We start from the raw sequence: 21,762 nt of genomic DNA, 5'->3' as shown, positions 1-21,762 counted from the left end.
AGAAGAATCGGAGAGTCGATGGGAAGGCCGTATTATCGAGCGAGGACGACACACCCGATTCGGCCGAAACGGCCGCGATGAAGGGGTAATCCTCCGATTCGACGATCCGCGGACGGGACCTGGGTCACCATGCCGGAATCGCCTCCATGACGATGTCGCCCGCCATCCATCCTTCGCCGCGGCCCGTCTTCCATGGGCCCGGCACGACCATCGCGCCCCTTGGACATTCAGCTTCCTTCGTTCCCACATCCTGCCGAGTCCGGTGACGATCCACTGTCCGCCCAGGTGCTGCGGGCCTTCGAGCCCGGTGGCGTCCTGTCGCGCGCGGCCGATCAATTCCGTGAGCGCGACGGCCAGACCCGGATGGCGCTGGCCGTGGCGCGCACCATCGAGACCGGTGGGGTGCTGGTGGTCGAGGCCGGTACCGGCGTCGGCAAGACCTTCTCGTACCTCGTGCCGGCACTCCTGAGCGGCGAGCGCGTGCTGCTGTCGACCGCCACCAAGACCTTGCAGGACCAGCTCTTCGGCCGCGACCTGCCCCGCTTGGTCGAGGCGCTGGGTCTGCCGATGCGCACCGCGCTGCTCAAGGGCCGCGCGAGCTATCTCTGCCTGCACCGGCTCGATCTGGCGCGCCACGACGCCTCGCTGCCCGAGCGCGGCGGCGTGCGGGTGCTGGCCAAGATCGAGCAGTGGGCCCAGGCCACGCGCACGGGCGACCTGGCCGAACTGCCCGGGCTCGACGAGCGCTCGCCGCTCATCCCCCTGATCACCTCCACGCGCGAGAACTGCCTGGGCCAGCAGTGCCCGCAGTTCAAACCCTGCCACGTCAACCTCGCGCGCCGCGAGGCCTTGGCGGCCGACGTGGTGGTCATCAACCATCACCTGTTCTTCGCCGACCTGGCGGTGCGCGAGTCCGGCATGGCCGAGCTGCTGCCGAGCGTGCGCGTGGTGGTCTTCGACGAGGCGCACCAGCTCAACGAGACCGGCGTGCAGTTCCTCGGCCTGCAGCTGGGAACCGGTCAGGCGCTCGATTTCGCGCGCGACGTGCTGGCCGCCGGCCTGCAGCAGGCGCGCGGACTGGTCGACTGGACGCGGCTGGTCGCCGAGGTGGAGCGCGGCGCGCGCGAGCTGCGGCTCGCCGCCGGCTCGCAGCGGCCCGGCTCGCGGCTGCGTTGGAGCAGCGCCGTGCCGCCGCCGGGACGCGATATCGAAAGCGACGATGGCAGGCCGCCGGCAACCGATCACGGCGAGACCACGGCACCCGAAGGCATCGCGCGCGATGCCTGGAACGACGCGCTCGCGCTGATGCAGGAGGCCTTCGAGGCCGCGGCCGAGGGCCTGGACACGGTGAGCGAGCTGTCGCCGGACTTCGTGCGCCTGCACGAGCGGGCGGTCCGCCTGGCCGAGCGCGCGGCGCGGTTCGCGCGCCCCTGCGCGCTGGGCTCGGTGCGTTGGGTCGACGTGGGCTCGCAACTGCGGCTGGTGGAATCGCCGCTGGACATCGCCGAGGCCATGCGCTCGCGCGTGCTCGGCAGGCAGATCGACGCCGCCGAGGATGCCGGCGGCACGGGCCGGAGCTGGATCTTCACCTCGGCGACGCTGGGCGACGATGCGCGGCTGCGCTGGTTCACCGAGCCCTGCGGCCTCGACGACGCCGAAGTGCTGCGCGTCCAGAGCCCGTTCGACTATGCGCGGCAGGCATCGCTCTACGTGCCGCGCGACTTCCCGAAGCCGAACGATCCGTCGCACGGCGAGCGCGTCGCGTGGCTGGTGGCGCGGGGCGCGGTCGCGCTCGGCGGGCGCACGCTGGTGCTCACGACCACATTGCGCGCGCTGCGCACGATCGCCGACGCGTTGCGCCGGCGGCTGGAACTGGAGCCCGCCGAGGAACGCCCCGAGGTGCTGGTCCAGGGCGAACTGCCCAAGCGGGTGCTGATGGACCGCTTTCGCGCCGGGGCCGGCGCGGCGAATGGGGCGGGGGAGGATGTGCGGGGCGAGATGCGCACGGGCTGCGTGCTGGTCGCATCAGCGTCGTTCTGGGAGGGTTTCGATGCGCCAGGCGATGCCTTGCAGTTCGTCGTCATCGACAAACTGCCGTTCCCGCCGCCCAACGATCCCCTGGTGGAGGCGCGGTCGCAGCGTCTGGAGGCGCAGGGCCGCAACGCGTTCGGGGATTACTCGCTGCCCGAGGCGGCCGTGGCCCTGAAGCAGGGGGCCGGGCGCCTCATCCGGCGCGAGAGCGATGCGGGAGTGCTGGCGATCTGCGACACCCGGCTCGCCACGATGGGCTACGGGCGCCGTCTGCTGGCGGCATTGCCGCCGATGCGGCGGCTCAAGGACGAGATGGAATTCGAGGCCGCGATCGACGCGCTGCGATCGGAGCCCGGAGAAGGCGGATGAAACGCCGTCTCCCGGCTCAGGACTGGCGTGTCACCAGACCTTCCACCACGGGTCGTCCTTGGCGCGGAAGCCGCGCGTGAGGTACTCGCTCTTCGGGTAGTTGGTGGTCAGCACGCGCCTGGCGTCGTCGCGCAGGTCGCTCAGCCCGAGCGCGTCGTAGGACCGCACCATGATGTAGAGCGCTTCCTCAAGTGCCGGCACCTCGCGGTAGTCGGCCAGCGCGAGCTGCGAGCGGTTGATCGCCGCGAGGTAGGCGCCGCGGTTGTAGTAGTAGCGCGCGACGTGCACCTCGTACTGCGCCAGCGAGTTGACGATGTAGCTCATGCGCTGCCGCGCATCGGGCGTGTAGCGCGAGTCGGGAAAGCGCGTGACGAGGTCCTTGAAGGACTGGAAGGACTCCTTGGCGGCCTTCTGGTCGCGCTCGGAGAGGTCCTGGCGGGTGAGCGAGGCGAACAGGCCGAGGTCGTCGTTGAAGTTGACGATGCCCTTCAAGTAGAGCGCGTAGTCCAGGGCGGGGCTGGCCGGGTGGAGCTTGATGAAGCGCTCCAGGGTGGCGACGGCGCCGGGGCGCTCGCCGGCCTTGTACTGGGCGTAGGCCTTGTCGAGCTGGGCCTGCTGGGCCAGCGGGGTGCCGGCGGCGCGGCCCTCGAGCTTCTCGAACAGCGGGATGGCCTTGTCGTAGGCGCCGGAGCCGGCCTCGTCCTTGGCCTCGCTGTAGATGCGGTTGGGGCTCCACTTGGCGGTCTCGTCGACCTTGGCCGTGCCGCAGCCCGCCAGCAGGGCGCCGGCCACCATGAACGCCAGCCAGCCGGAGGCCGTCGATAATTTGGCACGAACCATCTATGAAGCTTCCTTGAAACAAGAGCCCTCGATTATATCGACCCCCCCCTCGGACGAAGATACCCGCACCGCCATCCCGGTCGAGGCCGACGAGGGCGCCGACCTGGTCGAGCCGACCGAGATGCGCCACTTCGTCGTCGGCCCGGAGCAGCACGGCGTGCGGCTCGACCGGGCGCTCGCCGTGCTGGTGCCCGAGTTCTCACGCAGCTACCTGCAGCAGCTCATCGAGGCCGGCGGCGTCACGTTGCGTGGTCGGCCCGCGACCAAGGCCGCGGCCAGCGTCCACGCGGGCGAGACGGGCAGCGTCGAGCTGCGTCCGACCCCGCAGAGCCGCGCCTTCAAGTCCGAGGCGATGCCGATCCGCGTGCTGCACGAGGACGATCACCTGCGCGTCATCGACAAGCCCGCCGGCCTGGTCGTGCATCCGGCGCCGGGCCACTGGAGCGGCACCTTGCTCAACGGCCTGCTGGCGCTCGATCCGAAGGCCGCCGACCTGCCGCGCGCCGGCATCGTCCATCGGCTCGATCGTGACACCAGCGGACTGATGGTGGTGGCGCGCACGCGTGCCGCCATGGACGCGCTGGTGGCGCTGATCGCGGCGCGCGAGGTCAAGCGCCAGTACGTCGCGATGGCGCACCGGCCCTGGCAGGGCGCCGCTGCGCGCCAGGTCGACGCCCCGATCGGGCGCGATCCGCGCAATCGGCTGCGCATGGCCGTGGTCGACCTGGCGCGCCATCCCGGCAAGACCGCGCGCACGCTGATCGAGCGACTCGACGCCCATGCGGACGGCTGCGCGGTGCGCTGCACGCTCGAGACCGGCCGCACGCACCAGATCCGCGTGCACATGGCGTCCATCGGGCATCCGCTGGTGGGCGACGCGCTCTACGGCGGTGCCCCGGCCGCGGGCCTGTACCGGCAGGGACTGCATGCGTTCCGCCTGGCCTTCGTGCATCCGATGACACAGGAGCCGATGGTTTTCCTGGCGCCGCCGCCCCCCGACCTGGCCGAGGCCTTCGCGGCCTGGGGTCTGGACTACAATCGCGCCTGACGGCCCCCGGGCCCGCCGGCCCTCACGGCCGGCCTCAGCGCAATCGCCCGCCACGAGCCGGCCGCGCTTCTCGCTTCCCTCTCTCTTCTCGATCCACCCGAACGCGCGCCTCTGGCGCCTGGACCACGCGAACCATGAATACGGCGGATGCCAAGCGCATTCTCGAGACCGCCCTGATCTGTTCGACGCAACCCCTGCCGGTGCGCGAACTGCGCGTGCTGTTCGACGACGAACTCGGCGCCGACACCATCAAGGCGCTGCTCGTCGAACTGCAGGACGACTGGGCGCAGCGCGGCCTCGAACTCACCAGCGTGGCCAGCGGCTGGCGCTTCCAGAGCCGCCCGGAGATGCGCGAACACCTCGACCGCCTGCATCCCGAGAAGCCCCCGCGCTACACCCGCGCCGTCCTCGAGACGCTGGCCATCATCGCCTACCGCCAGCCCGTCACGCGCGGCGACATGGAAGACATCCGCGGCGTGACGATCAACTCGCTCATCCTCAAGCAGCTCGAGGACCGCAACTGGATCGAGGTGATCGGCCATCGCGAGACCGTCGGCCGCCCCGCGCTCTACGCGACGACGCGCCAGTTCCTCGACGACCTGGGCCTGGCCTCGATCGACCAGCTGCCCCTGATCGAGCCGCCGGCGCCGCAGGCGACCGCCTTGCCGGGTCTGGCCGAAGCCCTGCGGCCCGTGCCGGCGCCCGAAGGCACCGACCCGGTCCCGGTTCCTATCCAAGCCGAGCTCCAGACCGGCTCCGAGACCGCCGCCGCGCCGGCCGTCGCCGATCCCCGTGCCGCATCCGCCGGCGACGGGACATCCATCCAGCCGAACCCGGCATCCGGAAGAAACACCCCATGAGTTCCTCGGTCCCCGAAGACACCGGCGCACCCGCCGCCGAAGATCCCACCGTCACGCCGGCACCGGCGTCCCCCGTGCCGACCGAGGCCGCCGGCGGCGAGCCGAAGAAGCGTCCGCGCCGGCACAAGCCCGTCGCGGCGCCACCGGAGGCCGAACCGGCCGAAGCGACGCTGCCCCCGTCGTCGTCGGACGACACCGTGGCTGCAGCCTCCGCCGCGTCCGCCGTCGCCGTGGCGCCGTCGGCCGCTCCCGCGCCGGTTCCCGTGCGGACCACGGCCCCGGTCAAACCCGACGAAGCCGAAAACGCCTCCGACGACGAGGACGAGGAAGAGCCCGACGACGAGGAGGACGACCTCGACCGCGAGCGTCGCGCCCTCGACCGCGCCCTGCGCAACGCCCCGCCACCGCAGCCGATCCGCTTTTCCGACGTCATCTCCGGCCAGTTCGACGCCGACGAGGAGAGCCCCGAGGTGCCGCCGCTCAAGCGCGTGCTGCTGCCCGAGGCCGATTCGCCCAAACTGCACAAGGTGCTCGCGCAGGCCGGACTCGGTTCCCGACTGGAGATGGAGGCGCTCATCGTGCAGGGCCGCATCTCGGTCAACGGCGAGCCGGCCCACGTCGGCCAGCGCATCCAGTTCGGCGACCAGATCAAGGTCAACGGCAAGCCGATCCGCTACCGCATCGACCCGCCGCCGGCGCGCGTCATCGCCTATCACAAGCCGGTCGGCGAGGTGGTCTCGCACGACGATCCGCAGAACCGCCCGACCGTGTTCCGCAAGCTGCCGCGCCTGCACCAGGGCAAGTGGCAGTCGGTCGGTCGCCTCGACCTGAACACCGAGGGCCTGCTGCTGTTCACCAGCTCCGGCGATCTGGCCAACCAGCTGATGCACCCGCGCTTCGGTCTGGAGCGCGAGTACGCCGTGCGCGTGCTCGGTGCCATCAATGCCGAGGAGAAGAAGAAGCTGCTCGAGGGCGTGCGCCTGGACGACGGCATGGCCCAGTTCGGCACCATCGAGGAGGGCGGGGGCGAGGGCTCGAACCACTGGTATCGCGTGACCATCTCCGAGGGCCGCAACCGCGAGGTGCGCCGGCTGTTCGAGTCGGTCGGCCACGCGGTCAGCCGCCTCATCCGCATCCGCTACGGCGCCATGCTGCTGCCGCGCGGTCTCAAGCGCGGCGCGTGGATGGAACTCGACGACCGGGACATCCGCTCGCTGTTCCAGGCCGCCGGCGGCGGCGAACGCGCCGAACGCAACGTGCCCCGGTCCGGTGCCGGACCGCGCGGGCCGAACGCCGACGCCGGTGCCGGCGGGCGCAACGGACGCGGCCCCCGGCGCGGCAACGACAACCGCAAGGCCGCCGGCAACGCGGGCGGACCGCCGCAGGGTCGCCGTGGCGGCGGCGGGGTGGGCGGCTTCACGGGCTATGGAAAGGGTCCCGGCGCGGGCGGTCCGGGCAACGTCGGTGGCGGCCAGCGCGGTGCCCGACGCGGCGATGGCCCTCCGGCGCCCGGCGGTGCCGGCCAGCCCGACCCGATGAAGACCTCGGTCGGCTACATCGGCGCCGACAGCTTCTCGCGACAGCGCAAGGAGCAGCGCCAGGGACCGCCACGCCGTGGCGGCGGATCCGGTGGCGGCTTCGGCGGTCCCGGCGGCGGCAAGCGGCGCGGCCGCTAGACCCCCGCGCGGGCCGGACGGCCGCGCCGGTCTAAAATCACGGGCTTTGCCGCAGCGCCCGCTCCGTGCGGGCGGTGCGGCGGAATCTCTCGAAAAATCAACTGCTCAGAAAGCATTTCCATGGCCATCGAACGCACCCTCTCCATCATCAAGCCCGACGCCGTCGCCAAGAACGCCATCGGCCAGATCGTCGCCCGCTTCGAAGCCGCCGGCCTCAAGATCGCCGCCGCCAAGCTGGTCCAGCTCTCGCGTGCCGAAGCCGAGCAGTTCTACGGCGTGCACAAGGCCCGTCCCTTCTTCAAGGACCTGGTCGAATTCATGATCTCCGGCCCGGTGTTCGTGCAGGTGCTCGAAGGCGAAGGCGCCATCGCCAAGAACCGCGAACTGATGGGCGCCACCGATCCCAAGAAGGCCGACGCCGGCACCATCCGCGCCGACTTCGCCGACAGCATCGACGCCAACGCCGTGCACGGCTCCGACGCCGCCGAGACGGCCGCCAACGAGATCGCCTTCTTCTTCGCCGGCCTGAGCGTCTACGCACGCTGAGCCCGCTTGCCCGGCCCGACGCCATGACGACCACCAATCTGCTCGAGTTCGACCTGGAGGGATTGGCCGCGTTCTGCGAACGGCTGGGCGAGAAGCGCTTCCGCGCCACCCAGCTCTTCCGCTGGATCCACCAGCGCGGCGCGAGCGACTTCACGCAGATGACCGATCTGGCGAAGTCGCTGCGCGAGAAGCTGGCGACGACCGCGCGGATCGAGGCGCTGCCCGTGTCCGCGCAGCACGAATCCAAGGACGGCACCATCAAGTGGCTGTTCGACGTCGGCGGCGGCGATGCCGTCGAGGCGGTGTTCATCCCCGAGGACGATCGCGGCACGCTGTGCGTGTCGTCCCAGGCCGGTTGCGCGGTGGGCTGCCGCTTCTGCTCCACCGGCCACCAGGGCTTCAGCCGCAACCTGACCACCGGCGAGATCACCGCGCAACTCTGGTTCGCCGAGCATTTCCTGCGCCGTCACCTCCAGCGCGACGAGCGCGTCATCTCCAACGTCGTGATGATGGGCATGGGCGAGCCGCTGCAGAACTACGCGGCGCTTGTGCCGGCCCTGCGCACGATGCTCGACGACAACGGCTACGGCCTCTCGCGCCGGCGCGTGACGGTGTCCACGTCGGGCGTGGTGCCGATGATCGACCGCCTGGGCGGCGACTGCCCGGTGGCATTGGCCGTCTCGCTGCACGCGCCCAACGATGCCCTGCGCGACGACCTGGTGCCGCTCAACCGCAAGTACCCGATCGCCGAGCTGCTCGAGGCCTGCAAGCGCTACCTCGCGCACGCGCCGCGCGACTTCATCACCTTCGAATACTGCATGCTCGACGGCGTCAACGACACGCCCGAGCATGCGGCGCAACTGGTCGCACTGGTGCGCACGCACGGCGTGTCGTGCAAGTTCAACCTGATTCCCTTCAATCCCTTTCCGGCCTCCGGCCTGCTGCGCTCGCCGCAGGCGCGGGTCGTGGCCTTCGCGAAGATCCTCGGCGAGGCCGGCTTGGTGACCACCGTGCGCAAGACGCGCGGCGACGACATCGACGCCGCCTGCGGCCAGCTCGCCGGCGACGTCAAGGACCGCACCCGCGCCGCCGAGCGCATGGCCGGGCGTCGCACCGTCATGCTGCAGCCGGTGCGCGCCGAGGCGGCCGCCGCTGCCGTCGTGCCGGCGGAACGCTGAATCGATGCGTCGCTTCGTCCGTCCGGATTCCCCGCTTTCGCTGCGCCGCCTGACGCACCTGCTCGTGGTCGCGGGTGCCGTCGCGGTGCTCGCAGGCTGCACGTCCACCCGGTCGTCCCGGGTGCTGCCGAACGGCGCGGCCAACGGGGCCGACATCGTCACCACGTCCGACGAGCCCAACGAGCGCCGCCGCGCGCGGCTGCGGCTCGAACTGGCCGTGGGCTACTTCCAGGCCGGACAGACCACCGTCGCGCTCGACGAGGCCAAGCAGTCGATCGCCATCGATCCGAACTTCGCCGACGCCTACAACCTGCGTGGCCTGATCTACATGCGGCTGGACGATCCCGGCCTGGCCGAGGACAGCTTCCGCCGCGCCATCGCCCTGAATCCGCGCGAGCCCAACACGCTGCACAACTACGGCTGGCTGCTGTGCCAGCAGGGCCGCTACGGCGACGCGAGCGCGCAGTTCACGCAGGCGCTGGCGGTGCCCGGCTATGCCGACCGGGCCAAGACGCTCATGACCCAGGGCCTGTGCCAGGTCAAGGCCGGCGAACGCGCCGGCGCCGAGCGCAGCCTGCTGCAGGCCTACGAGCTCGACCCCGGCAATCCGGTCGTCGGCTTCAACCTCGCGCTGCTGATGCGGGAGCGGGGCGAACTCCAGCGCGCCCAGTTCTACGTCCGGCGCGTCAACAACGGTCCCTCGGCCAATGCCGAGACGCTGTGGCTGGGGATCAAGATCGAGCGCGCGCTCCAGAATCGCGAAGCCCTGGCGCAGCTCGGAATGCAATTGCGGCGTCGCTTCCCCGAGTCCCGGGAAGCCATGGCCCTTGAACGTGGGAGTTTCGATGATTGAACGGGCAAGCGAAACCGGCCATGCGCCGGCCGCCCCAACGATGCCGGTCGGCGGTGCCGACCGGAGTGCCGGCACCCTGCTGCGCGAGGCCCGCGAGGCCCACAACCTGCACATCGACGTCGTGGCCGCCGCGCTGAAGGTGCCGACGCAGAAGCTGCAGGCCCTGGAGAACGACGACATCGGCGCATTGCCCGATCCGGTGTTCGCGCGCGCGCTGGCCGCCAGCGTCTGCCGGGCCTTGCGCGTCGATCCCGCGCCGGTGCTGGCCAAGTTGCCGGGCGCCCTCAAGCCCGGACTGGCCGATGCCGACCAGACCATCAGCAGCAGTTTCCGGTCGGGCGCGCCGCGCTCGCGCGGCGTGGCGCCGGGCGGGCGGCCTTCGCGCGCCCTGCTCGCCGTGGTGGCGCTCCTGCTCATCGGGGTGCTGCTGCTGTGGCTGCTGCCTCCGGGCGCCTTCGGTCGCCTGAGCGCGGCCCTGCCGGGCGGCACCCCGTCGACCGCCGTCGCCACCGACCAGCCCGCGGCGGGCGAATCGTCGACCGCGACGACCCGGCCCGGCATGGTCACCGAATCGGTGACGACCGGGGCGGTGCTGCCGTCGACACCGTCGAACGTCGCCGCTTCCGCGCCGGCGGTCGTGCCGGCGCCGGCGGCCTCGGCGGCCAGCGGCGCGGCGGCCGGGTCCGTGGTCGCCTCGACCGACGTGCTGGTGTTCGTGGCCCGTGCGCCGTCCTGGATCACCGTGACCGAGGCCGGCGGGCGCCAGTTGCTGCGACGCAGCCTGCAGGCCGGCGAGACCGTGGGTCTGTCGGGCCGGCTGCCGATGTCGGTCGTGGTGGGCCGCGCGGCCAGCGTCGACGTGTCGGTGCGCGGCCAGCCCTTCGACCTCGGCCCCCTGACCGGTTCCGGCGGCGTGGCCCGTTTCGAGATCAAGCCATGAACGACTCCGTGAATGCCGTGAACTTCGACGAATTCCCGATCGAGCCCGCGGCGCCGCGGGCTCGCCGTTCGCAGCAGGCGAGGGTCGTCTGGGGACCGCGCATCGTCACCGTGGGCGGCGACGCGCCGGTGCGGGTGCAGTCGATGACCAACACCGACACGGTCGACGCCATCGGCACCGCGATCCAGGTCAAGGAACTGGCCCTGGCCGGCTCGGAGATGGTGCGCATCACCGTCAACACGCCCGAGGCCGCGCAGCAGGTGCCCTACATCCGCGAACAGCTCGATCGCATGGGCGTCGACGTGCCGCTGATCGGCGACTTCCACTACAACGGCCACCGCCTGCTGACCGACTATCCGGACTGCGCGCAGGCCCTGAGCAAGTACCGCATCAATCCCGGCAACGTGGGCAAGGGCGACAAGAAGGACAAGCAGTTCGGCCAGATGATCGAGGCCGCGATGCGCTGGGACAAGGTCGTGCGCATCGGCGTCAACTGGGGCAGCCTCGACCAGGAGCTGCTGGCGCATCTGATGGACGTCAACAGCCGGCGCGCCCGGCCCTGGGACGCGAAGTCGGTGATGTACCAGGCGCTCATCAATTCGGCCATCGATTCGGCGCGCCTGGCCGAATCGATGGGCATGCGTGGCGACCAGATCATCCTGAGCTGCAAGGTCAGCGGCGTGCAGGACCTGATCTCGGTCTATCGCGAACTCGCCCGGCGTTGCGACTACGCGCTGCACCTGGGCCTGACCGAGGCCGGCATGGCGACCAAGGGCACCGTGGCCTCGGCCACCGCGCTGTCGATCCTGCTGCAGGAGGGCATCGGCGACACCATCCGCGTCTCGCTCACGCCGCAGCCCGGCGAGGCCCGTACCCAGGAGGTGCTGATCGCCAACGAGATCCTGCAGGCGCTCGGCCTGCGCGTGTTCGTGCCCAGCGTCACGGCCTGCCCGGGCTGCGGACGCACCACCAGCACCACTTTCCAGGAACTGGCCAAGCAGATCGACGACTATCTGCGTCAGCAGATGCCGGTGTGGCGCCAGCGCTATCCCGGCGTCGAGAACCTGAAGGTCGCCGTGATGGGCTGCATCGTCAACGGTCCCGGCGAGAGCAAGCACGCCGACATCGGCATCAGCCTGCCCGGCACCGGCGAGGCGCCGGCGGCGCCCGTCTTCATCGACGGCGAGAAGGCGTTGACCCTGCGCGGCGACGACATCGCGCGCGAGTTCCACCAGCTCGTCGAGACCTACATCGAGAAGCGTTTCGGCGGCTGACGCCGCATCCTGTCGAATCGCCGTCGCGGGCCGGTCCGGAGCGGGGAGTTCCGGCGTTTCCGGACGCGGCGCGGGTCCCCAGCAATTTCACCTTTTTCCGAATGACCGACAAGCTCTCCGCCGTCAAAGGCATGAACGACATCCTGCCGCCCGAGTCGGCGCGCTGGGAATGGCTCGAAGCCATCGTGCGCGACCTGATGGGCCGCTACGCCTACCGCAACGTGCGCACGCCGATCCTGGAGCACACCGCGCTGTTCGTGCGCGGCATCGGCGAGGTGACCGACATCGTCGAGAAGGAGATGTACGCCTTCGAGGACCGCTCCGACAAGCACGGGCAGGCCGAGCACCTGGCCATGCGGCCCGAGAACACCGCCGGGCTGGTGCGCGCGGCGATCGAACACAACCTGCTCTACGACGGCCCCAAGCGCCTCTGGTACACCGGGCCGATGTTCCGGCGCGAGAAGCCCCAGCGCGGCCGTTATCGCCAGTTCCACCAGATCGGCGCCGAGGCCCTGGGCTTCGCCGGTCCCGACGTGGATGCCGAACTCATCCTGCTGGCGAGCGCGCTGTGGCGGGCGATCGGCCTGACCGACGTGCGCCTGGAACTCAACAGCCTGGGCCAGCCGGAAGAACGCGCGCGCCACCGCGCGCAGCTCATCACCCACTTCGAGCGGCACGCCGACCGGCTCGACGAGGACGCCAGGCGTCGCCTGCACAGCAACCCGCTGCGCATCCTGGACACCAAGAATCCGGCCATGAAGGACGTGGTCGAGGCGGCGCCCAAGCTGCTGGACTTCCTGGGCGCCGAGTCGCTCGCGCACTTCGATGGCCTGCGGGCCATCCTGGATGCCAACGGCATCGCCTACACCATCAACCCGCGGCTGGTGCGCGGCCTCGACTACTACAACCTGACGGTGTTCGAGTTCGTCACCGACCGGCTCGGGGCCCAGGGCACGGTCTGCGCCGGCGGCCGCTACGACGACCTGATCGCGCAGATCGGTGGCAAGCGCGCGCCGGCGGTCGGCTGGGCGATGGGCGTCGAACGGGTGCTCGAACTGGTGAAGGAGCAGGGTGCCGCCGTGCCGCCGGTGGTGCCCGACGCCTATGCCGTGGTGCCCGACGCGGCGTCGATGCCGGTGGTCCTGCGCACCCTGCAGCAGCTGCGCGAGGCCGGCGTGCGCGTGCAGATGCACGCCGCCACGGCCGACGGCCTGGGCAGCTTCAAGTCGCAGTTCAAGAAGGCCGACGCCAGCGGCGCTGCCCATGCGCTGGTCTTCGGTGCCGATGAACTCGCGCGCGGCGAGGTCACCGTCAAGGCGTTGCGCGACGGCGGCGGCGCCCAGATTTCTCGGCCGCTGGCCGAAATCCTCATCTGGGCCACCACCCTACAATCCCCGGCTCCCAACTCCTGACAGCGCATGGCCACCCATCTCGATCTCGAAGAACAGGAACAGCTCGACCAGCTCAAGCATTTCTGGAACACCTATGGCACGCTGATCACCTGGCTCGTCCTGCTCGTCGCCGGCGCCTTCATGGCGTGGAACGGCTGGCAGTACTACCAGCGCAGCAAGGCCGCGCAGGCCTCGGCGCTCTACGACGAAGTCGAACGCGGCACCCAGGCCGGCGACGCCGAGCGCGTCGAACGCGTGCTCTCCGACATGAAGGAGAAGTTCGCCCGCACGTCCTATGCCCAGCAGGCCGGTCTGCTGGCGGCCAAGACCCTGCGCGAGAAGGGCAAGCCCGAAGCCTCCCGTGCCGCGCTCGAATGGGTGGCCCAGAACGCCATCGATCCGGGCTACCAGGCCATCGCCCGGCTGCGCCTGGCCGCCGAACTGCTCGACGCCAAGGCCTACGACGACGCGCTCAAGCAGCTCGCCGTGCCGGTGCCCAAGGAGTTCGAGGCGCTGGTGGCCGATCGCAAGGGCGACATCTACATGGCGCAGGGCAAGCGCGACGAAGCGAAGGCGCAATACCAGAACGCGTGGTCCGGCTTCGACAAGCGCGTCGAGTACCGCCGCCTGGTCGAGATCAAGCTCAACGCGGTCGGCGTCGACACGAAGAGCCTGGCGTCGGCCACGCCCACGGCAGCCCCGGGCGCCGCCACCACCCAGTGAATCGAACCATGCTGAAGATCTCCCGTTTCGCAATGCCGGCGCTGCGCCTGGCCCTGTCCGCGGTCGTGCTGGCCGCGCTGGCCGCCTGCTCCGGCACGGGCAAGCCCAAGCCGGCCGAACTGCCGGCCAACCCGGCGCTGCTAGGCGTGCGCCAGGCCTGGAGCCTGCGCATCCCCGCCGTCACCTATCCGCTGCAGACCAGCGTCAGCGGCGACACCGTGACGGTGGCCGGCGCCAACGGCGTCGTGGTGGCGATCGATTCGCGCTCCGGCCAGGAGAGCTGGCGCGCGAGCATCGGCGCGCCGTTGAGCGCCGGTGTCGGCAGCGACGGCACGATGGCCGCCGTGGTCACCGAGGCCAACGAACTCGTCGCCCTGCGCGACGGCAAGGTGCTCTGGAAGCAGAAGCTCACCGCGCGCGGCTACACAGCGCCGCTCGTGGCCGGCCGGCGTGTCTTCGTGCAGACCGCCGACCGCACCGTCAGCGCCTGGGACGGCGAGAGCGGCCGCCGCCTGTGGGCGCAGCCGCGCACGGCGGAGACCCTGGTGCTGCGCAAGCCCGGCGTCTTCCTGGCCGTGGGCGACACGCTGGTGGCTGGCATCGGCGGCCGGCTGGTCGGCCTGAGCCCGGCCAACGGCGCCTCGCGCTGGGAGTCGCCGATCGCGGCGCCGCGCGGCACCAACGACGTCGAGCGCCTGGTCGACCTGACCGGTTCGGTCAGCCGCACGGGCGACACCGTCTGCGCGCGCGCCTACTACGCCAACGTCGGCTGCGTCGACACGGCGCGCGGCGTGCTGCTCTGGAGCCGGCCTGCCACGGGCGCCGAAGGTCTGAGCGGCGACGAGAATTTCGTCTACGGCACCGAATCCAACGGCGACGTCGTCGCCTGGCGCCGCTCCGACGGCGAGCGCGCCTGGGCTTCCGAGCGCCTCAAGTACCGCGAACTGACCGCACCGCTGGCGGTCGGACGCTCGCTGGTCATCGGCGACGACAAGGGCCTCGTGCACTTCGTCTCGCGCGAGGACGGCTCGGCGCTCAACCGCCTGACGCCGGACGGCTCGCCCGTCGCGGCCGCCCCCGTGCTCGCCGGCAACACGGTCGTGATCGTCACCCGCAATGGCGGTGTGTTCGGCTACCGCCCCGAATGAACATTCACGTGAAGGCCCGGCCATGAAGCCCGTCATCGCCCTGGTCGGGCGCCCCAACGTCGGCAAGTCGACCCTGTTCAACCGTCTCACGCAGAGCCGCGACGCCATCGTCGCCGACTTCGCGGGACTCACCCGCGACCGCCACTACGGCAACGGCCGCCAGGGCCGGCGCGAGTTCATCGTGATCGACACCGGCGGCTTCGAGCCCGACGCGGGCAGCGGCATCTTCAAGGAGATGGCCAAGCAGACGCGCCAGGCCGTGGCCGAGGCCGACGTGGTGGTGTTCGTCGTCGACGCGCGCGAAGGGATCTCGGCGCAGGACCACGACATCGCCAACGAACTGCGCCGGCTGGGCAAGCCGTGCGTGTTGGTGGCCAACAAGGCCGAGGGCATGCAGGACGGCACCCGGCTGGTCGACTTCTACGAACTCGGCCTGGGCGACGTGCACGGCGTCTCGGCGGCGCACGGGCAGGGCATCCGCGACCTGGTCGACCTGGCCCTGGAGCCGCTCCAACTGCCCGAACCGGACGACGACGAGGACGACGGCGAAGCCAAGCCGATCAAGCTGGCCGTCGCCGGCCGGCCCAACGTGGGCAAGTCCACCCTGATCAACACCTGGCTGGGCGAGGAACGCCTGGTCGCCTTCGACATGCCCGGTACCACGCGCGACGCGATCACGGTGCCCTTCGAGCGCAACGGCCAGCGCTTCGAGCTCATCGACACCGCGGGCCTGCGCCGCAAGGGCAAGGTCTTCGAGGCCATCGAGAAGTTCTCGGTGGTCAAGACGCTGCAGGCGATCGAGTCGGCCAACGTCGTGCTGCTGCTGCTGGACGCGACCCAGGGCGTGACCGACCAGGACGCGCACATCGCCGGCTACATCCTGGAGTCCGGCCGGGCGGTGGTCATCGCGATCAACAAGTGGGACGCGGTCGACAGCTACCAACGCGAGCAGCTGCACCGCCAGATCGAGACGCGGCTGCCGTTCCTGAAGTTCGCCGCGCTGCACTTCATCTCGGCCATCCGACGCCAGGGCCTCGGGCCGGTGTGGCAGGCGATCGCGCAGGCGCACAAGTCGGCCACGCGCAAGATGTCGACGCCGGTGCTCACGCGGCTCCTGCTCGAAGCGGTGCAGTTCCAATCGCCGCAGCGCTCGGGCATGTTCAGGCCGAAGCTGCGCTACGCGCACCAAGGCGGGATGAATCCGCCGGTCATCGTCATCCACGGCAATTCGCTCGAGCACGTCACCGACGCCTACAAGCGCTTTCTGGAAGGACGCTTCCGAAAGGAATTCGATCTGGTCGGCACGCCCATGCGGATCGAATTCAAGACCTCGCACAATCCTTATGCTGACAAGGAAAAGGATTAGCGGCTGTCACGTGCAATAGGCAGCTGCGGCCGTTCAATTGGTCGCGAAGTATTGGGAATTCGCCCTGCCGATTCGGCGCGATGTCGGATCGGGCTTCCGAGTTCCTCTGGGCGAGTGCCTTTATTTTGAAAAGGCTTTCGGCCTCGCGGGCTGCGGTGCGGAATCGCTGTGTTAAGGTCCTTCTTCCAACAACTCTTCCTGGAACACGGAGAATATCGTGAGCAACAAAGGGCAACTTTTGCAAGACCCGTTCCTGAACACACTGCGTCGGGAGCATGTGCCGGTTTCCATCTACCTGGTCAACGGCATCAAGCTCCAGGGTCAGATCGAGTCCTTCGATCAATACGTCGTGCTATTGCGCAACACCGTGACGCAGATGGTCTACAAGCACGCCATTTCCACCATCGTCCCCGGACGCGCGGTGAATTTCTCGGCGGCCGAGAACGAAGACGCTGCGACCTGAGCGTTTCCGAGGCGCAATGGGCCGCGCCCGTTGCGCTCCCCAATTCCTTTGCAATGCCTGATACCGCTTGTCTGAAGTCATAACTCGCCAAGACGGCGCCGTCATCCTCGTCGGCGTCGATTTCGGACTGCCTCATTTCGACAACGAACTTGAAGAGCTCGGCCTGCTCGCCCAGACGGCAGGATTGATCCCGGTCGACCGGATGGTCTGTCGTCGCAAGGCGCCCGACGCGGCGCTCTTCGTGGGCAGCGGCAAGGCCGACGAGATCCGGGAACTCGCCGAGATGCATCGTGCCAGCGAGGTCATCTTCGACCAGTCGCTCAGCCCGGCCCAGCAGCGCAACCTCGAGCGCCTGCTCAACGTCGCCGTCTACGACCGCACCTTCCTGATCCTGGAGATCTTCGCGCAGCGCGCACGCTCGCACGAGGGCAAGCTGCAGGTCGAGCTGGCACGGCTCCAGTACCTGAGCACGCGCCTGGTGCGGCGCTGGTCGCACCTGGAGCGCCAGACCGGCGGCGCGGGCGTGCGCGGCGGTCCCGGCGAGAAGCAGATCGAGCTCGACCGCCGGATGATCTCCGAGTCGATCAAGCGCACCCGCGAGCGCTTGGCCAAGGTGCAGAAGCAACGCGGCACGCAGCGGCGCCAGCGGGAGCGGCGCGAGACCTTCAACATCTCGCTGGTCGGCTACACCAACGCGGGCAAGTCGTCGATCTTCAATGCGATGGTGAAGGCACGAGCCTATGCGGCCGATCAGCTCTTCGCCACGCTCGACACCACCACGCGTCATCTCTACCTGGGCGACGCGCGCCGGCAGGTGTCGATCTCCGACACGGTCGGCTTCATCCGCGATCTGCCGCACGGACTGGTCGACGCCTTCAAGGCGACGTTGCAGGAAGCGGTCGACGCCGATCTGCTGCTGCACGTGGTGGACGCCGCCAACCCGCATCACCCCGAGCAGCTGGCCGAAGTCCAGCGTGTGCTGGGCGAGATCGGCGCGGGCGACGTGCCGCAGCTGCTGGTGTTCAACAAGCTCGACGCGCTCGACGAAGCCCAGCGACCGGTGCGCATGGGCGACGAGATGGAGATCGACGGCGTGCGCACGCCGCGTCTCTTCGTCAGCGCCCGTTCCGGAGAAGGGCTGCCGGCCCTGCGCGCCGAGTTGGCGCGTCGCTCCGGCTCGGTGACCGAGGACATGTCCTTAGACCCGGACGCCCCATTGCATGCCGCGCCCGACTGATTGGGCACAATCTCCTCACCGACGAGAGAAGCGAATCGAATGAATGCAAAGCCAGTATGGAGCCGTCTGCAAGGCATGTTCAACCTGAACGATGGACGCTGGGGGAGAAGCGACGAGCCCTCGTCCGGCAACGAGCGTCCGAATGCCGGCCCGCCCGATAACGACCTGCCGCCTTCGAGCCCCAACAGCCACCAGAACAACCGTCCCCGGGGCCAGGGTCCCAACCAGGGCCCGCCCGATCTCGACGAACTCTGGCGCGACTTCAACCGCAAGCTCGGCGGCCTGTTCGGCGGTGGCCGCAACGGGGGGGGCGGCAACAACGACCATCGTCCCGGTGGCGGGGGTTTCCGGCCCGACATGAAGAACGCCGGTTACGGCATCGGCATCGTGGCGCTGATCGCCGTGCTGATCTGGCTGGGCACCGGCTTCTTCATCGTCAACGAAGGCCAGCAGGCGGTCATCACCCAGTTCGGCCGCTACAAGACGACCGTCGGTGCCGGCTTCAACTGGCGCCTGCCGTATCCGATCCAGCGCCATGAACTGGTGGTCGTGACGCAGATCCGCTCGACCGACGTCGGCCGCGACAGCATCGTGCGTTCCACGGGCCTGCGCGAGTCGGCCATGCTCACCGAGGACGAGAACATCGTCGAGATCAAGTTCGCCGTGCAGTACCGCCTGAGCGATGCGCGCGCCTACCTCTACGAGAGCAAGGCGCCGGCCGATACCGTGGTGCAGGTCGCCGAGACCGCCGTGCGCGAGGTGGTCGGCAAGATGCGCATGGACGCCGCGCTCGCCGAGGAACGCGACCAGATCGCCCCGCGCGTGCGCGCCCTCATGCAGACCATCCTCGACCGCTACAAGGTCGGCGTGGAAGTGGTGAACATCAACCTGCAGCAGGGCGGCGTGCGTCCGCCCGAGCAGGTGCAGGCGGCGTTCGACGACGTCCTGAAGGCCGGCCAGGAGCGCGAGCGTGCCAAGAACGAGGCCCAGGCCTATGCCAATGACGTGGTGCCACGCGCCATCGGTACCGCCTCGCGTCTGAAGGAAGAGTCGGAAGCCTACAAGGCGCGCGTCGTGGCGCAGGCCCAGGGTGACGCCGGTCGCTTCGCCTCGGTGCTGGTCGAGTACCAGAAGGCCCCGCAGGTGACGCGCGACCGCATGTACACCGACGCCATGCAGCAGATCTACGCCAACACCACCAAGGTGCTGGTGGACTCGAAGCAGGGCTCCAACCTGCTGTACCTGCCGCTCGACAAGCTCATGCAGGCCACCGGTGCGAACAACCCGGGTGCCTCGATCGACGCCTCGCTGCCCGGCGTCGCGGGTGCCTCGACCTCGCCCGCCACGACGTCCTCCTCGTCGGCGATCCCGACCTCGCCGACAACCAACGACATGCGCGTGCGCGGCGACGGCCGCACGCGCGACCGCGACGGCCGCTGATCGCCCTGGAACGCTCAAACAAATGAACAGAATCGGATTCATCGCATCGTCCATCCTGGTAGCCCTCGTGCTGCTGAGTTCGATGCTCTTCGTGGTCGATCAGCGCCAATTCGGCGTGGTCTACCAGCTCGGGCAGATCAAGAACGTGATCACCGAGCCGGGACTCAACTTCAAGCTGCCGCCGCCGATCCAGAACGTGTCGTACCTCGACAAGCGTCTGCTCACGCTTTCCAGCCTGGAGGCCGAGCCGATGCTCACGGCCGAGAAGCAGCGCGTGGTCATCGACTGGTACGTCCGCTGGCGCATCACCAACCCGTCGGAGTACATCCGCAACGTCGGCCTCGACGAGAACGCCGGCGCCGTGCAGCTCAACCGGGTGGTACGCAACGCCTTCCAGGAGAACGTCAACAAGCGCACCGTACGCGACCTCATCTCCGCGCGGCGCGAGGCCCTCATGGCCGACGTGCAGCGCGAGGTGCTGGCCGTGGTCAAGGGCGCCAAGCCCTGGGGCGTGGACATCATCGACGTGCGCATCACCCGCGTCGACTATGTCGAGGCCATCACCGAGTCCGTCTACCGGCGCATGGAGGCCGAGCGCAAGCGCGTGGCCAACGAACTGCGCTCGACCGGTTTCGCCGAGGGCGAGAAGATCCGCGCCGATGCCGACCGTCAGCGCGAGGTGACCGTGGCCAATGCCTATCGCGAGGCGCAGAAGATCAAGGGCGAGGGCGATGCCCAGGCCGCCGCGGCGTACAGCGAGGCCTTCGGCCGCGACCCGCAGTTCGCGCAGTTCTATCGCAGCCTCGACGCCTACCGCCAGAGCTTCAACAAGAAGAGCGACGTGCTGGTGGTCGATCCGGCGTCGTCCGACTTCTTCCGGGCCTTCCGCAGCACCGGCTCGCCGCAGCGCTGAAGAAGCGGTCGTCGTGAGCGCTTCTGCGTTCTGGAGCGCGCTCGGCTTCGTCCTGGTGATCGAGGGCCTGCTGCCTTTCCTTTCGCCCGGGCGCTGGCGGCGTCACATCGCCCAGCTCGCGGAGTTGCGCGACGGGCAGTTGCGGTTCATCGGACTGGGCGCGATCGCCGCCGGTCTTTTCGTCCTCTGGCTCGTCGGCTGACGCCGGCCTTCGACGCGATACCGGCGGTGCCGGAGGTCGCGCCCGGTAGAATTCCGGTTTAACCACGTCCCGCTTGCCATGTCCGCCTGGGTCCTCCCGGATCACATTGCCGATGTGCTGCCTTCCGAGGCCCGCCACATCGAAGAACTTCGACGCGAACTGCTCGACACCGCCCGTGGCTATGGTTACGAGCTGGTGATGCCGCCGCTGATCGAGCACATCGAATCGCTGCTCTCCGGCACCGGCGAGGCGCTCGACCTCCAGACCTTCAAGCTCGTCGATCAGCTCTCCGGCCGCACGCTGGGCCTGCGCGCCGACACGACGCCGCAGGTCGCGCGCATCGATGCCCACCTGCTCAACCGCCAGGGCGTGGCGCGCCTGTGCTACTGCGGACCCGTCGTGCACACCCGGCCCGACGGTCCGCACGCCACGCGCGAGCCCCTGCAGTTCGGTGCCGAGATCTACGGCCACGCCGGCCTCGAAGCCGACACCGAGGTCCTGCTGCTCGCCCTCGACTGCCTGCGCTCGTCCGGCCTCGCACGCGCGCAGACGCCGCTGGTCGATCTGGCCGACGCGCGCATCGTGCGTTCGCTCTTCGCCGGCGTGCCGGTCGACGCCGATGCGCTCGCGCGCGTACATGCCGCGCTGGCGGCCAAGGACGACAGCGAACTGCGCGCGCTGACGCGCGACTTCCCCGCCGCCTCGCGCGACGGCCTGCTGGCGTTGGTGAGTCTCTACGGCGACGCCGGCGTGCTCGACGAGGCCGCGCGCGCCTTGCCCGACACGGCCGCCGTGCGCGAAGCCCTGGCCGACCTGCGGCGCCTCGCCGCCCGGCTGCGGGACGTGCCGGACGTGCGCACGAGCTTCGACCTGTCCGACCTGCGCGGCTACGCGTACTACAGCGGCATGCGCTTCGGCATCTATGTCGAGGGTGCCGCCGATGCCCTGGTGCGCGGCGGGCGCTACGACGAGGTCGGCGCGGTGTTCGGCCGCAACCGGCCGGCCGTTGGCTTCAGCGTCGACCTGCGCGAGCTCGTCGGTGTGCTGCCGGCGCGGCCGTTGCGCTCGGTCGTGCGCGCGCCCTGGAGCGACGCGCCCGGCCTGCAGGCCGCCATCTCGGCATTGCGCGATGGCGGCGAGACCGTGGTCTGCGCGCTGCCGGGCCACGACAGCGAAATCGACGAATTCCACTGCGACCGCGAGCTCGTCGAGCGCGCCGGCCAGTGGCATGTCCAAGCCATCTGAATCCTGAAAAGCAACACAT

General features: G+C 69.7%; 20 protein-coding genes. 19 read left to right on the top strand and 1 reads right to left on the bottom strand.

Annotation, left to right across the window (positions count from 1 at the left end; all coding sequences use genetic code 11):
• The first annotated feature begins 363 nt into the window (after positions 1–363).
• Positions 364–2,400 carry an ATP-dependent DNA helicase gene (locus ABID77_RS10890; RefSeq protein WP_429596117.1) on the top strand — a complete coding sequence of 679 codons (2,037 nt, stop codon included), beginning with the start codon at positions 364–366 and terminating at the stop codon, positions 2,398–2,400.
• Positions 2,401–2,430: 30 nt separating this feature from the next.
• On the opposite strand, the gene ABID77_RS10885 is transcribed toward ABID77_RS10890, so the two are convergent.
• Complete coding sequence (locus ABID77_RS10885; RefSeq protein WP_429595075.1) at positions 2,431–3,240, bottom strand: outer membrane protein assembly factor BamD; 810 nt, start codon at positions 3,238–3,240, stop codon at positions 2,431–2,433.
• A 121-nt stretch (positions 3,241–3,361) separates the two neighbouring features.
• Here ABID77_RS10885 and ABID77_RS10880 point away from each other — a divergent pair, with 121 nt between their 5' ends.
• From ABID77_RS10880 to ABID77_RS10795, 18 genes are all read left to right on the top strand, one after another.
• Positions 3,362–4,288, top strand: a complete 927-nt coding sequence (locus ABID77_RS10880; protein WP_429596114.1) for an RluA family pseudouridine synthase — start codon at positions 3,362–3,364, stop codon at positions 4,286–4,288.
• A gap of 134 nt (positions 4,289–4,422) precedes the next feature.
• On the top strand, positions 4,423–5,148 hold the full coding sequence (gene scpB, locus ABID77_RS10875; protein ID WP_429595072.1) for an SMC-Scp complex subunit ScpB: 726 nt from the start codon (positions 4,423–4,425) through the stop codon (positions 5,146–5,148).
• The gene (locus tag ABID77_RS10870) at positions 5,145–6,824 is read left to right on the top strand and encodes a pseudouridine synthase (RefSeq protein WP_429595069.1); all 1,680 of its coding nucleotides are present in this window, start codon (positions 5,145–5,147) and stop codon (positions 6,822–6,824) included. The genes scpB and ABID77_RS10870 overlap by 4 nt, the downstream gene beginning before the upstream one ends.
• Before the next feature lie 120 nt (positions 6,825–6,944).
• The gene (gene ndk, locus ABID77_RS10865) at positions 6,945–7,370 is read left to right on the top strand and encodes a nucleoside-diphosphate kinase (protein WP_429595066.1); all 426 of its coding nucleotides are present in this window, start codon (positions 6,945–6,947) and stop codon (positions 7,368–7,370) included.
• 23 nt (positions 7,371–7,393) lie between these two features.
• Positions 7,394–8,548 carry a 23S rRNA (adenine(2503)-C(2))-methyltransferase RlmN gene (gene rlmN / locus ABID77_RS10860; RefSeq protein WP_429595063.1) on the top strand — a complete coding sequence of 385 codons (1,155 nt, stop codon included), beginning with the start codon at positions 7,394–7,396 and terminating at the stop codon, positions 8,546–8,548.
• Between the two features lie 4 nt (positions 8,549–8,552).
• Positions 8,553–9,401, top strand: coding sequence for a type IV pilus biogenesis/stability protein PilW (pilW, locus tag ABID77_RS10855; RefSeq protein WP_429595060.1), 849 nt, complete (start codon positions 8,553–8,555; stop codon positions 9,399–9,401).
• On the top strand, positions 9,394–10,341 hold the full coding sequence (locus ABID77_RS10850) for a helix-turn-helix domain-containing protein (protein ID WP_429595057.1): 948 nt from the start codon (positions 9,394–9,396) through the stop codon (positions 10,339–10,341). Before pilW ends, ABID77_RS10850 begins: the two co-directional genes overlap by 8 nt.
• Entirely contained in the window at positions 10,338–11,615 is a 1,278-nt protein-coding gene (gene ispG / locus ABID77_RS10845; protein ID WP_429595054.1) for a flavodoxin-dependent (E)-4-hydroxy-3-methylbut-2-enyl-diphosphate synthase, read from the top strand. Before ABID77_RS10850 ends, ispG begins: the two co-directional genes overlap by 4 nt.
• 101 nt (positions 11,616–11,716) lie before the next feature.
• Positions 11,717–13,027, top strand: a complete 1,311-nt coding sequence (hisS, locus tag ABID77_RS10840) for a histidine--tRNA ligase (RefSeq protein ID WP_429595051.1) — start codon at positions 11,717–11,719, stop codon at positions 13,025–13,027.
• A 6-nt stretch (positions 13,028–13,033) separates the two neighbouring features.
• Positions 13,034–13,729, top strand: a complete 696-nt coding sequence (locus ABID77_RS10835) for a YfgM family protein (protein WP_429595048.1) — start codon at positions 13,034–13,036, stop codon at positions 13,727–13,729.
• Between the two features lie 8 nt (positions 13,730–13,737).
• Positions 13,738–14,877: an outer membrane protein assembly factor BamB gene (gene bamB / locus ABID77_RS10830; RefSeq protein WP_429595045.1), complete on the top strand. Its 1,140-nt coding sequence runs from the start codon at positions 13,738–13,740 to the stop codon at positions 14,875–14,877.
• 22 nt (positions 14,878–14,899) lie between these two features.
• The gene (der, locus tag ABID77_RS10825) at positions 14,900–16,243 is read left to right on the top strand and encodes a ribosome biogenesis GTPase Der (RefSeq protein WP_429595042.1); all 1,344 of its coding nucleotides are present in this window, start codon (positions 14,900–14,902) and stop codon (positions 16,241–16,243) included.
• 217 nt (positions 16,244–16,460) lie between these two features.
• Complete coding sequence (gene hfq, locus ABID77_RS10820) at positions 16,461–16,706, top strand: RNA chaperone Hfq (RefSeq protein ID WP_429595039.1); 246 nt, start codon at positions 16,461–16,463, stop codon at positions 16,704–16,706.
• Between the two features lie 67 nt (positions 16,707–16,773).
• Positions 16,774–17,943: a GTPase HflX gene (hflX, locus tag ABID77_RS10815; RefSeq protein ID WP_429595036.1), complete on the top strand. Its 1,170-nt coding sequence runs from the start codon at positions 16,774–16,776 to the stop codon at positions 17,941–17,943.
• Between the two features lie 75 nt (positions 17,944–18,018).
• A complete protein-coding gene (gene hflK, locus ABID77_RS10810; protein ID WP_429595033.1) occupies positions 18,019–19,383 on the top strand; it encodes an FtsH protease activity modulator HflK in 1,365 nt (454 codons plus the stop codon).
• 22 nt (positions 19,384–19,405) lie between these two features.
• Positions 19,406–20,296 carry a protease modulator HflC gene (gene hflC / locus ABID77_RS10805; RefSeq protein WP_429595030.1) on the top strand — a complete coding sequence of 297 codons (891 nt, stop codon included), beginning with the start codon at positions 19,406–19,408 and terminating at the stop codon, positions 20,294–20,296.
• 13 nt (positions 20,297–20,309) lie between these two features.
• Positions 20,310–20,498, top strand: coding sequence for a DUF2065 domain-containing protein (locus tag ABID77_RS10800; RefSeq protein ID WP_429595027.1), 189 nt, complete (start codon positions 20,310–20,312; stop codon positions 20,496–20,498).
• 78 nt (positions 20,499–20,576) lie between these two features.
• Complete coding sequence (locus tag ABID77_RS10795) at positions 20,577–21,743, top strand: ATP phosphoribosyltransferase regulatory subunit (protein ID WP_429595024.1); 1,167 nt, start codon at positions 20,577–20,579, stop codon at positions 21,741–21,743.
• Positions 21,744–21,762 lie beyond the last annotated feature (19 nt).

Source organism: Variovorax sp. PvP013 (assembly GCF_050435945.1).
Taxonomy (GTDB): Bacteria; Pseudomonadota; Gammaproteobacteria; order Burkholderiales; family Burkholderiaceae_C; genus Variovorax.
Note: the sequence above shows the minus strand (reverse complement) of the source record. Positions and strands in the feature narration are given on the sequence as shown.